Annotated in this window: 10 protein-coding genes; 5 read left to right on the top strand and 5 right to left on the bottom strand. The window is 40.2% G+C overall.

Features of this window, described 5'->3' with window-relative positions; translation table 11 throughout:
* Positions 1-36: 36 nt before the first annotated feature.
* The 4 genes from SANK73390_RS02840 to SANK73390_RS02825 all read right to left on the bottom strand — a co-directional run bounded on the left by SANK73390_RS02840 (position 37) and on the right by SANK73390_RS02825 (position 3989).
* Positions 37-1329 carry a peptidoglycan DD-metalloendopeptidase family protein gene (locus tag SANK73390_RS02840; RefSeq protein ID WP_462763282.1) on the bottom strand — a complete coding sequence of 431 codons (1293 nt, stop codon included), beginning with the start codon at positions 1327-1329 and terminating at the stop codon, positions 37-39.
* Positions 1330-1333: 4 nt separating this feature from the next.
* Positions 1334-2680: a M23/M56 family metallopeptidase gene (locus SANK73390_RS02835; RefSeq protein ID WP_462763279.1), complete on the bottom strand. Its 1347-nt coding sequence runs from the start codon at positions 2678-2680 to the stop codon at positions 1334-1336.
* 2 nt (positions 2681-2682) lie between these two features.
* Positions 2683-3063 carry a BlaI/MecI/CopY family transcriptional regulator gene (locus tag SANK73390_RS02830; protein WP_462763277.1) on the bottom strand — a complete coding sequence of 127 codons (381 nt, stop codon included), beginning with the start codon at positions 3061-3063 and terminating at the stop codon, positions 2683-2685.
* A 98-nt stretch (positions 3064-3161) separates the two neighbouring features.
* Positions 3162-3989: a delta-class carbonic anhydrase gene (locus SANK73390_RS02825; protein ID WP_462763274.1), complete on the bottom strand. Its 828-nt coding sequence runs from the start codon at positions 3987-3989 to the stop codon at positions 3162-3164.
* A gap of 285 nt (positions 3990-4274) precedes the next feature.
* Between SANK73390_RS02825 and SANK73390_RS02820 the strand changes: the two genes are divergently transcribed.
* From SANK73390_RS02820 to SANK73390_RS02805, 4 genes are all read left to right on the top strand, one after another.
* Positions 4275-4592, top strand: a complete 318-nt coding sequence (locus tag SANK73390_RS02820) for an antibiotic biosynthesis monooxygenase family protein (protein ID WP_462763271.1) — start codon at positions 4275-4277, stop codon at positions 4590-4592.
* A gap of 40 nt (positions 4593-4632) precedes the next feature.
* Entirely contained in the window at positions 4633-5349 is a 717-nt protein-coding gene (locus SANK73390_RS02815) for a helix-turn-helix transcriptional regulator (protein ID WP_462763269.1), read from the top strand.
* Positions 5350-5535: 186 nt separating this feature from the next.
* Positions 5536-7482: a LodA/GoxA family CTQ-dependent oxidase gene (locus SANK73390_RS02810; protein WP_462763266.1), complete on the top strand. Its 1947-nt coding sequence runs from the start codon at positions 5536-5538 to the stop codon at positions 7480-7482.
* A gap of 3 nt (positions 7483-7485) precedes the next feature.
* Positions 7486-8580 (top strand): NAD(P)/FAD-dependent oxidoreductase, encoded by a 1095-nt coding sequence (locus SANK73390_RS02805; RefSeq protein ID WP_462763263.1) that lies wholly within the window; start codon positions 7486-7488, stop codon positions 8578-8580.
* 212 nt (positions 8581-8792) lie between these two features.
* On the opposite strand, the gene SANK73390_RS02800 is transcribed toward SANK73390_RS02805, so the two are convergent.
* Positions 8793-10937 carry a winged helix-turn-helix domain-containing protein gene (locus SANK73390_RS02800; RefSeq protein WP_462763261.1) on the bottom strand — a complete coding sequence of 715 codons (2145 nt, stop codon included), beginning with the start codon at positions 10935-10937 and terminating at the stop codon, positions 8793-8795.
* A 537-nt stretch (positions 10938-11474) separates the two neighbouring features.
* Here SANK73390_RS02800 and SANK73390_RS02795 point away from each other — a divergent pair.
* A complete protein-coding gene (locus SANK73390_RS02795) occupies positions 11475-12806 on the top strand; it encodes a M43 family zinc metalloprotease (protein ID WP_462763258.1) in 1332 nt (443 codons plus the stop codon).
* The last annotated feature ends 251 nt before the right edge of the window (positions 12807-13057 follow it).

The following is a 13057-nucleotide window of genomic DNA, read 5'->3' as shown; positions in this document are numbered from 1 at the left end:
GGTTAATTTTCTAAGCCACACTCTGATTATTGCATATTAAAGTTCAACTGCATTCATTGCTAATCGCTCTTTTTCTAACATACTTTGAATATTGATAACTGTATCTTGAAATCGTGCTAATTCACTGCCTTGAATTTTAGCTTGCGACACTTTTTTAAGTAGTAAAGGGTTAATAGGTTTATCGTTTTTATGCACCTCGTAGTGAAGGTGCCTCGCTTGTGAAAGCCCCGTATTACCTAAATAACCTATTGTTTGACCTTGCTTTACTTTCACGCCTGGCCTGATCCCCGGCGCAAACCCTTTTAGGTGTGCATATAGTGTTTTATATCCATTAACATGGCGCAATAACACTCGGTTACCAAAACTGCCGGCCCTATTGGCCTTTTCAACCGTACCATTACCAGCAGCAAAAATTGGCGTACCCACTGGAGCACCAAAATCTAGTCCCGCATGCAAACGCGTATAACCTAAAATAGGATGTTTTCGACGGCCAAATTTAGAAGATAAGCGCGCACCATTTAGAGGCGTTTTTAATAATAAGCTTCTAGCGGGCCGACCATCTGCAAAGTAAAACCCACCAATTAATTTGTCACCTTGGTGATGAAAAATTTCAAACGAATCTTTGCCTGCGACTAAGTGACCATACAAGAGTTGAGTCGGGTTATCTTTTCGGTCATACAATGCATCAGCAACTAATACTTGTTGCTCACTAAACATTAAAGTGAGTTGGTCGCCACTTTGTATTTGCCTTTGAAAATCAATAAAATGAGAAAACGCCATGATCATTTGATTAATAACATCAAGTGGCACACCCTCTTGTTGTGCAGCTTCGTATAAACTGTTTGATACAGTTGTAGAACGCAATACCTGTTTTGACTTGGTTAACATAGAATAAAGCGCTTTATGCCAACCAATCTCATTACGTATTACACGCAAACGCTGGGCAAAATCAATCGCAAATATTAGTGCTACAAGCCCCTGCTCATTATACTCAACTTGAAGTTTCTGACCTATATTCAGACGGTTTAAGTCGATGTCTGGCTTTACTAACTCAGTGACTTGCCAAGCATGCTGTTCAGTAAAACCAAATGGCTTGAGTAAACCTATTAATGACTGCCCCGCCTTGACACTCAAAACCAATGTTTTTGTTGTCTTATTATGATTCGTTTTTGACTGCTGCTCATTCATTTGAGCAACTTTTGGCAATTGAGTCGAATGACTAACAGTCTCTTGCGACACATTATTTTGCACTTCAATTTTTGGGTCTGAGACGTTTTCTACGCAGCCGAAAAGAGCCGTACTCAATACGGTAAAAAGTATTTTTTTCATAAGATTAGTTTACTTTTATGACATCTAATGGGTTAATTTTTTTGCCTTTATGCAAAATCTCTAAGTGTAAATGTGGGCCTGTCACTTTACCAGTCTCTCCTACTGTGCCAATGTGGCCACCAACAGTGACCCAGTCACCTTTGTTTACAAATGTTTGATCTAAATGGGCATAGAGACTTTGATAGCCATTACTGTGTTGAACCAGTACTACTTTACCGTAATTACTAGGAAGTGTTTGCGAGTCGGCTACCAAAACTTTTCCTGTTGCAACTGATGACACGAATGTGCCTTTAGGTGCAACTAAATCACTGCCAGCGTGAGCTTTGTTATTTCTAAATTGACTGATATGGCCAAAGTGAGAGCTTATAAAGTAAGTCTCTAAAGGAGGTGCCCAATTCGGTTCGCTAGGAGTAAACATTGGTCGTAATTGACTACTCACAACAAAAAGCAGTAATGCATTTAATATCAACCCTAAACCTATTCGACCCGTTTTAGCTTTGACTGGTAACATTACATTCGTTAATCGCTGCTTATAATCTTCTAACGACAAAGCTGTTGATGCAAATGCCACACCCGTTTGCTGTTTATTGCCGCAGTCACAGTATTTGAGCACCCAGAGCATAGCTTGTGCGTAAGTTTTTTTATTTAAAGCAAACCGTGTAATGGTTTTTTGATCGCATCTGCTTTCAATCGCTTTAACTAAAGCTACTTGCATTTTATGTAGCGCAGGATTAAACCAACAAAAGCATGATAACACTTGCCACACAAATAATGCGTGATGATCTCGATATAGAGAGTGGGTCATCTCATGATATAGCAAGGTATTTTTATGCGCTGTCGGTAACGACATAAAACACTTGGGTAACGCTATTTTACTACGCCAAAACCCACTGACAAAGGGGCTACAATTTACTGGCAAAATAACGGTTTGAATATTTGTTTGCGTAAACGTCGTCGGCTCACCCGTAGCCAGTAAATCGTTAATAGCATTGTGAGCATGCCAAAAACGCATTAATTTCTTTGCCGTCACTGCGATATAAATAACCATTAAAATGGCCAAAACCACACTAAAGTCCCAACTAAAGCTACTCCTAGCCACTAATTCAGTTTGCAATTTAACTTGCTCAGCATGCTCTGAAACTGCAAATAAAGCGACGGGTAATGCCTGATAGTGCTGCTGCATATTAAAAGGCAAAAAAGGCACAAAGCTTATCGCTAACAACCCCCACCAAAGCTGTGGCATTGCGGGGTTAAATCGTGTTAGGTACTTTCCCAACCCTAATAAGGCGTAACTCAGCAGCACCCAAAGAATTAAACAGGCCAACAGGTTGGTTAGCGCCATAAAACTCATACTTAGTCCTCCCGCTTATCTTGCTCTGATAGCGTTTCGAGTAAATGCTCAAGCTCACTGAGTTCTTCGGCTTCAATCAGTCGACTGTCTGCAAACATATTCACAGGCAGTGGTCCATCTAACTCAAACACATTCTTCGCAAACTCTTGGGCATAAGCAGCAAGTGTTGCTACTTTATCAACTTGAGCACTATAAGATTTTTTATTGCCTTGCTCACCAATAATCAGTAACCCTTTTTCACCCATGCGCTCAAGTGTTTTACGCGTTGAAGAGTAAGACCAATTAAACTTAACGTAAATCGCATCATGAATTTCCTTTGCGGTTCTTGGCTGATGACGCCAAAGTAATTTAAGTATTTCCAGCTCTGTTGTATTTGGTTTCATTTTTAACATGCTCTTTATGTGACACATGTCGCACCTTAACAAACAAAAAAGTGCGACACAAGTCACACTTTTAAAATTATTACCAGAAGATAAAGTGATTAGTTCAAAATTGGCGATAAATATTGAGGGTTAGTCACCAAATTTCTCACATCATGTGCTGCATGTTCATTAAAGGTATTTTGCTCACACCATTTCCCAACGCTCTTTATGTCTGTTTTTAAAACTTTAGGGCGCACACTCCACGTTACCTTAAAAGGAGACCCTTTATCGTTATAACTAGGCCCAGTGGTAGAACCTGTATATTCGACTGGCTTGCCTGTTGTATCGGAAAGGTTGACTGCTTGATAGTAACCATTTACTTTTTCAAATTCGGCAAGAGTATTAAAGTTTTGTCCATTACCATCATTAGTTAGCACCATCACTTGAGCTTCAACACGCAGTTGTGGATTGTTAATATGTTCAGTTAAACACGAACCTAGTGTCTCACCAGGTTTAACAGGTGCAGTGCTATACACATAATGTAATTCAATAGTGTCACCAGATTTCAACCCTGAGCCTTTAGCTTTACATACCGGCTGTTCATAAGGCATCAGTTCACTCTTACTCAACTGCCCTGTATATAGAAAACCAGCTTCATTCACACTTGAATTTACCGGCTTGGTAAATTCACCACCACGATGCTCTGCATTTTTATGAAAGTGAATATTACACAGGTTCAACACTGAACTCGGTGGCGCTTTAGAAAAAACAACCGGGTTTTGACCATTATCAACATCTATATCTCGCGGAGATTGAGGCCCAAATTGTGTTTCATGAGCTTTATCTGATATTTCTTTATGGTCATTCGCTTGCACATTCGGTGCAGCAATAGCCAAATTAGGTATCATTGCCGTTAGTACCAAGACTAAAGCTGTTTTCTTTCTCATGACATGTTTCCTTATAGTTAAATATATAAATCATAACGTATAAAACGCAAAAAAGATCAAAATAAAGATTTAACATGTTGAAATAAAACGTATAAAATTGCTTTTATCAGAATAATAAAAAACTCAGGGCCTGAGTTCTCAGCAGACCTTATAATACGAAAGTGGAGCGTAAATGAGATTATTAACTTTGATTTTTTAATACGCCCACACTACTGACACTCCTTGACACTTCTTCGTGGTTTACTGTTTAACGACTTAAACAACCTAACCAGTAAGGAAATAAACATGTCTCAAAATGTATTTGAAATTGTTGAATTTAAATTAGTACCAGGTGTAAGTGAATCGGATTTGATGCCACTGAGTGACGCATTTCAAACCTTTCTACAGGAACAGCCTGGTTTTTTGTATCGCTCTTTAGCAACTCATCAAAACGGTAATGGTTATGTTGATGTAAGCTACTGGCAATCTATTGAAGACTTAAATATGGTCGAAACAGCATTTAAGGAGTCTGAAGCTTGCATCGCGTTTTTAAAAGTAATTGATGAACAGTCAGTCACTATGACTCAGCACAATATTATTGCACAAACCCAATGTAGTAGCTAAGCTGCGCCAACTCATTCAGTAAAATACAAAGTACGTTCCTATGCATAAATCAGAGCGGCTATTTCAACTCGTTAATTTGCTCAAAGGTAGGCGACTTGCTGTTACAGCAAAGCAACTTGCTGAGCGCTTTGAGGTCTCTGAACGTACTATTTATCGTGATATTGAAACACTACAAAGTTCTGGTATACCCGTGCAAGGAGAAGCCGGTATCGGCTACCTCATCAGTGACCACCCGCTGCCTCCTATGATGTTTAGCTTAGATGAGCTCACAGCTCTATTATTGGGTAGTAAAATGGTCAGCGCGTGGACCGACCCAACTCTTAGTAATCATGCCAAATCTGCTATTGAAAAAATCGAGGCGGTACTTCCAGCGCAACTTAAACATCACAGTGAGCACTCCCCTTATTTGGTCTCGAGCTTTAAACATGATGCACAACAGCAGACTTTTAGCGAAACACTGCGCACAGCCATTGAATCTTACCAGTGCGTTAAGTTGCAATATCAAGATGTGAATGACAATCGCAGCGAAAGAACTTTAGAACCTTTAGGGCTCGTATATTGGGGAGGAAAATGGACCTTAATTGCATTTTGTCAGCTGCGACAAGACTATCGCGAATTTCGCTTAGATAGGATGCAAAGCCTAACTATTTTAAGCATACCTTTCTCAACCAATAATACTAAAAACTTAACGCATTACTTAGCGTTAGTTAGAGCTAAATATGCTAATGAAAGTGACGAAAATCCTGTCTCTTGTTAGTTTTACAGCAACGTAAATTATATCCCTATTTCTAAATGTAACGTCACGTAATTGGCGAACTTTAAAATCACGCATACACTTACCCTTCGAGCGCAATGCTCACACTATGCCTGTACTTGTTAGCTGGTTTTTACCGCAACATTTTCAATGACAGGCACGACCAAATTTAAGTGAAGGAATATTTCAATGACAGACACAACTATTGTAAGCGCTGCTATCTACCCACCAATAGGCGTGATGCGAGTTGGTAATAGCGAGCAAGCGTATTTTATTGGTCCTGAGGTGAACGAGCCACCAGTGCAAAGTGAAGAATTTTACCGCGATAAAACTGGCGCTCTTAAGCGCCAAGCTGCACGGTTTCGTATTTATGGCCTAAATGCTGCTGGTGAAGTAGTACAAGAACTGACAGCAACCAATGCCAACATCACTTGGCACGCCCAACTAGCCAATCAAAAGTCCTCTTGGTACGAATTTCAATTAGCTTTGGACATTCCCGAAGCTGTCACAGCACCGCCCTCATATCTTCGTAACAAGGCCACCCAAGATAGAAGCACTTTATTGATCGACGGTGGTTCAAATCAATTATCTGGCACAGAACAAAATGGTAATAACACCAAGTTTGTCGGTAAGTTTGAAGATAAAGATGTTTATTTGGGTGAGATGCGTACCGATGAGCAAGGCCGCCTTATTATGCTCGGTGGCCATGGAAAGTCTGAAAATCTAAAAGGTGAACCTGCCATTACCTTTGGTAACAATGACGGTTGGTATGATGATACCTCCGATGGTCCAATTAACGCCAAAGTGATTTTTAATGAGCAGGCACTGCCTGTAAAACCTGCATGGGTGATATGCGCGCCACCAGATTATGCGCCACTACAAAAATCAGTGCGGACCATGTGGGATCTCATGCGTGATGTAGCGGTCACCGCAGATATGTTACCAAAACCTGAACAACCCTCTTTTACCCACGATATACTGCCTGTTTTCCAACGAATGACCAATTTACAGTGGGTAAATGCGGGATTTGCAGCGGGCTTTGGCTGGAATAGCCCATTTGATTTTACGTCTGAGCAATGGTTAAAAAAACTTGCAGACCCTTCACCTATCTGGCAAGAAAGCCGTCGCACTTTATATCACAATTTTAGGCGATTAGACTGCGAATTTGTAACCGGCGAAAACCCTTATAAAGTGTCGGTATGGGACCCCAAACCCAGCGCCTTATCAGCACAACAATGGCCATGGATATATGGCGATGCAATGGGGACTAATGCAAACAACTCACCAAGGCAATTTAGCTCACTGACACGGCTACAACTTAACGCCTTAGCACAATGGGTAGATGGCGATTTTATTGCTGATTACGACCCTAGCTACCAAAGCGCCAAATACATTGATGACCTACCTGTTGCGGAGCAACCTGATATGCTAACGCGCGCTGCTATGGAGTTTTGTTTAGCTGATGCCTTTCATCCTGGATGCGAAATGACTTGGCCTATGCGCACTGCTGGTATGTACAGTGAAGCGTATCGTTTACACCATGCAACAAACACAGCCCCCACTCATGGCATTAATTATGGACCTGTTATGACACCAGAAATTACCCGCCAACCTGATGGCCCGCTGCTAAGTGGTCAAGTTGCAGGGGGCATAACTCGATGGATGGCAATCCCTTGGCAAACTGACACGGCAAGTTGCAGAGATGGTTACAACTCAGCTTACGACCCCTATTTACCCACTTTTTGGCCTGCACGCGTGCCTAACAACATGCTTAATGAACAAAACTACCACATCGTTATTGATGAAAGTAAGCCTATTGAGCAACGTCAAGCCGCATTTAATGAACGTGAGTTTTGGTTAGATGATCTACCCATAGGCCCATCAGATGACTATGAAGCACAAATTAACTCTATGGTAACGGGCTTTGGACAGCTGGCAGTTGTATTGGAACAAACTAAATTGGGTGTAACTGACTTTCCCTCCTCCATGCAAGTTGGACTCACGCCCAACAACGATGAACCATGTGTGGTATTTAAAGCCAGTAAACGCGCCGAGTTTAAACATGCTGACAAAACGCGGCATCGTCCTGACTTGAGTGCAACTGACAAAGCTAATCGCTATCAAGGAGATAAATAAACTATGTGCGCCGAGACCACTAAACGCACCCAAATTGCTATTATTGGAGCAGGTATTGCAGGTTGTACAGCCGCTTTAGCATTGGCAAAACACTTCGATGTAACGCTACTAGATAAGCACATTCAGGTGTCTAACAAAGTGGGGGAATGCCTGCCACCAGCGGCTCGGCGCATTTTAAAACAGCTACATATAGAACACTTAATTGATAATGGACCACACCTTATTAGTCAGGGTATGGTCTCGTATTGGGGCAGCACGCAACCAACGATAGTTGATAACTTACGTAACCCCGACGGTCTCGGCTGGCACCTAGACCGTCGGCACTTTGAAAGCCAGTTACGAGCACAAGCAAAGCAAACGGGTGTTCACTGTATTTACCCCGTTCAGCTAGTCACAAGTAACTACATAAATCAGCAGTGGCAAATTGAATATCAACAGTACCAAAAAAAACATACTTTATATGCAGATATTGTGATTGATGCCAGTGGTAGGCACTGTGTATTTGCGCGTCAACAAGGTGTAGTTAGAAAGCAACTAGACAAGTTAATGTCAATTTGGCTTACCGCTCAATTTAACATATCAAAAAGCATGGCTTTAATCGCCAGTAGTGATAAGGGATGGTGGTACAGCGCACCATTGCCATCTCAAATGCCGCAGAGTGTAAGTGCAATAGGCCTGCCTCGCGTGGTCTCTTGGCAATTAAATGCACAGCAACTGCAAAAAAATGACTATAAAAATACTGACGCCTTTTTACAAAAGGCCCATCAAACGAACGGATTTAGAACACTGATAGAACAAATAATTCCAGGTTCTGAGGTACTACATGGTGTCGTCGCTGCGAATACATCTAAGCTGGAACAAGTCGCTGATAAACAATGGTTTGCCATTGGTGATGCTGCCATGAGTTTTGACCCGCTTTCATCTCAAGGCATGTTCAACGCCATGGCAAGTGCTATACAGCTCACTGATTTAATCAAAAATAACGGGCTGTTGCATAATGATACGCCAAGCCAGTTTCAACTGCAGATGGATGCTATTTGGCAACAGTATTTAAACCACAGAAATTTATATTATGCACAGGCCGATATGGCATGTTAAATAGCAAAATAAAATACAACCAAAAACATGTATAATGTATGCAATTTAGTGTATAACGGTAATTAGTAGATACTCTGCATACTTGTTTACCGCGCGGGGACAGCTATGCCAGTGTTTACAATTAAACATAACCTACATGTTGTTTAACTCTAAGCCCCCGCTTTGGGGGCTTATTTCCCAGCTATAAACATCAATATCATTAACAATGCTTGTCACTGGCAAATATCATAAAGCTGCTTGTTCAGCTCGATCAGTTTTGGTTGTGAGCTTTTTATTAGATCATTAGCATGCTGCAATGCTCGCTCAACATTTAAGGTACTGGCAGCACCTTGAAGCAAAGGGAAAAATTGCCATGCATTGCACATCCCAGGGCTTTTTATACACCCTAAAATCAAAGCTTGCTCAGCCTTACCAACATCTCCATAAAGTGTAAAGTAACTTGCCATTACAAATTCTGGTAAAGCAATTTCATCTCCTTTTAAAGCGAGCGCCGAATCTTCATATTGTGACAATAAGCTAACCCGTTCATCAGGGTTAGCCGGTGCTAATCGCACATTGACAATGGCCTTTGCAACGTCAATGACTGGATCTTGACTAAAACTTCCTGAGGCACTTGTCATAAAAGCAAGGCTTTGCATAGCTTGCTGTTTATCCTCTAATGCAAGTTGAGTCATGGCATTGAGAAACACAGGCTCAAATAAACTGTGACTTGCCAGTACATTGGAGACATAGTCGTTATACCAATTTGAATATGAAGCCAGCTTACCTTGCATCACATAATTTGAAAATATTAACCAAGGAATGCCCCAGTCACGGGCGTTAAGACCATCTAGTTTTTGCAACCAGCGCTCGCTCCACTGCGTATTTCTGAACGCCGAATTAAGCATTGCTAACGACCTTGTCATATCATCACTACACTGTAATCGTTCTTTCATGCTTAACAGCAAAGACATGGCCTGTTCAAATTGCCCATGTTTTAAGTACCAATTAAAAAATACATAATGAATACCATTTGAGGCATAGTTGCTCCGTTCTAAATCACTACGATAAGCATCTAACTGCGCTTCACGTTCACTATAAAATAGCTCGTAAAAATAAAAATAAGCATTATCTTCAAAGCTCTGCTCATGTTTATAAACTTTTTCAAAATGCTTCAAGGCACGCGGATCTTCATTTAGTTCCAGATGTATGAGTCCCTGAATAAAGGTAACAAAGTGATCTTGCTCTAACCTTTCTAACAATTGAAATGCAAAGTGTGCATTACCTTGGTTAGCCAAATAAAGCGCGGCCGATATAATGGCATAGTTACTTTGATGATATCGCGCCAATAAATAATTAACACCAGATAACAATCTTTCATTATCAAAGTGTTCAATTTTATAAAACGCTAATAGCATATCTACGAATGCACGTTTAGCAACTTTTTGCTGCTCATTGAAACTGTTTAGCTCGATGTCATTGTGCAATGATTGTATGGCTGTTTTTAACTGCTCGCTGTTTGATAAAGCAACCAGAGCTTTTAACTCTTTGCTCGCATTCACAAGCTCTGCTATCCCAGAGTTCCCCTGCTTTAGCATTGGCGTTTTAACACGGCTTACAATATTGGAGATCAATTCGCGATCATTTTTGCCAAGCGCTTGCATTTCAATGTGAATTAATCTTGATGGCAAGCCCATAAATACCATAGCTAACAGTGCATTCTTATCTGGTATATGCTCTATGACGATTTTTGTTCCACTCCCTAGCGCATTGATAGCTTCTCGCATACTAGCGTGCTCAGCGCGTTGAACTGACTCAATATGTAACGTAGAAGATAATTGACTCACTAGTTGATTAAATGAGTCGCTTTTTGTCTGATAAAATCCATTAATAACAACTAAATCTGGTATATGAACTGAATCTGTTGATTGAGGCTTAATAAAATAAATAAATATAATACTGGCCAATACAACGGCCATCGTGACACCAATAAAAACAGTTAACAATAGCTTTGAGTACTTGTTTGAAATGCCCTCGATTGGTTCAGCTACCGCTTGAACCAACTCGTCATTTTGTTTAACTATTGGCGCAATTAACTGATAACCAGATCTTGGAATTGTTTTTATATATGTTTGCTCTGTACCATCTTCCAAAGCTAAACGCAGATTGCGAATAGTCTGATAAACAAGGTTATCTGTGGTAAATTCTGTATGCCAAACTTGCTCTTTTATTGTTGACATGGAAATAACTTTATCGCCATGCGAAACAAATAATTGCAAAAGCCTAAATGCAGTTGGGCTCAACTCTACTTGTTTATCTTCACAAACAATACAGAATGCCCTCTCCTCTAATATCCATTTTCCGACTTTAACTTGCAAACTAAGCACCTTTAGTTGTTATTCAATTGCCTAAGCCAAAACGGTAAAATACACTGTATGCCATAAATACGCTTTATTACCGCTAAAATTATTAGGTTCGTTTTTATTTTAGTTGGGCTTTATAGCACAACTTTTTTTGCCTATACATCATTGCGCGATGACCAAACAGCACCTCAGACCAGCTTGTCAAAAACCAAAACAAAATAACTAACAAAAAGATAATGCAAAGTATATAAATGTTAACATTTATATACTTTGCATAAGTAAGTCCGGCTTAAAGCGCATTGGCGTAAAGAGCGTTAACACATTTCTTTTCTTTTTTGTCACCACTAACAACCAAAAAAAAGTAAACTTTACAATCAACAACTTAAAAACTAAATTCAAACCGTTAAGAGTGTGAAATAACTATTAAGAACTATTCAGGCTTAATTTTAGCAGGTCAGTGATACCCTGCGTAGAAATCACATTACAACATACCTTTAAATTACCCATTTCTTATGTCGTATAACGGCATTTTTAATTAGAAGGATACATTCAATGATTCGTTCTCGCATCTTAGCTACAGGCTTACTCAGTCTGTTTACCGTTGCCTGTTCAGGTGAGTCTGAAACAGTACTTTCACAAATCGATAATGTGCAAAAACCAACATCGACTAAATCTGATATTAGCGTTGAGTTTGACGATAAAATGCTATCAATCTCACCTGAGCTATTAAACTTAGCACAAGGTGAAAAAGGCGAATTTACAATAGTAACTCAACCTAACTTTCTAATAGACCAAGTTCAAGGGTGTGGTGCACTCCTTAACAAAAGTAAAAATAAAGTGCAGGTAATGGGTAATGGCAAAGTATGTACTATTAAAGTCACTAGTCGAGTAAGCAGCCCCCCCATTGCCGTAACAAGCTCAACATCAGGGTATGGCGAGTTTGTTGCGCTCGCTCAAACCGTAGAGCAAGGTAGTCATTTTGAGATTCAAGTAAAGCCACAACAAGATTACGAGCTAGAAAGCATTGAAGGGTGCGGCTCAGAGTACGATGCTGGTACTTGGGTTGTAAAAAATGCACAATCCCCATGTCACTTATTAGCAAAGTTTAAATCGTCATTTGATACCCCTGAAGCATTTACTCATACTATTCGCCTACCCGTGGTTGTGCATGTATTAGAAAACGACAACGTCCAAATAGAAGATTCTAAAATACAAAGACAGATTGAATTACTCAACTTACACTTTAGACAATCAAAATTGCTAGAAGATCTGGAAAGCTTTTCAGGGCGTTCAAAAATTCCAGCCGCGCAAATACCTTTTATAGCTGATGTAGGCATTCAATTTTATTTAGCAACGCATACCCCCAGCGATAGACCATTTAATGGGATTAATCGTGTTGCTGATCAGGGGTTTATTAGCGCTGCCAGTATCCTGGGCTCAATGTATGACAGTAATAAGTACATTAATATTTGGGTGGGCGAAAAATCACCTGAACAAGTTGATGATGCCGTCGCATATTTAGCGGGTACGTCTGAAGTTGCATCTGGGATTAGTATTGACTACCGCGCATTAGCGAACTACAACAGAACATTTGATCCAAATTTGAAAAAAACACTGACTCACCAATTTGGGCACTTTTTGGGGTTAATTGGGCATATTACTGAGGGCCCTGAGTCTGGTCATCGATTTTTGCCTTGCGGTGGGGATACACAACAAAGTCTAAACTGCCGCAACCAAGACTTACTGTTCAACTATATGCGAAATAATAGTGTCGATGATAACGATAAAAGGATGTTCTCAATAAGCCAAGCAGAAATAATGCGCAACTGGGTGACTTCTGGACCATTGAAGCAGCTATACCATAACAATATCGACAAGCAATAAACTTCTCTTAGCGGATATAATTCAACTTACTGATATGCATACAATCATTGGGGTGAGTAAACTGGTTTATAGGAAATACCATTAAACCACTACTCAGCCTGATGGGTGTATTACAGGACCAACAATAGCCACTTTAGTATCGACCTTGTAAAAGATTCTATGGAACTGCCATTTCGCTAATGTATCTGTCGAGATACTCTTCAAACTCGATAATAAAACGACTCATCACCTGATGCGAGCTTTGAATAAAT

The sequence above is a fragment of the Pseudoalteromonas sp. SANK 73390 genome, assembly GCF_054966645.1.
The sequence above is the reverse complement of the archived record's forward strand: the minus strand, read 5'-3'. Positions and strand labels throughout refer to the sequence as shown.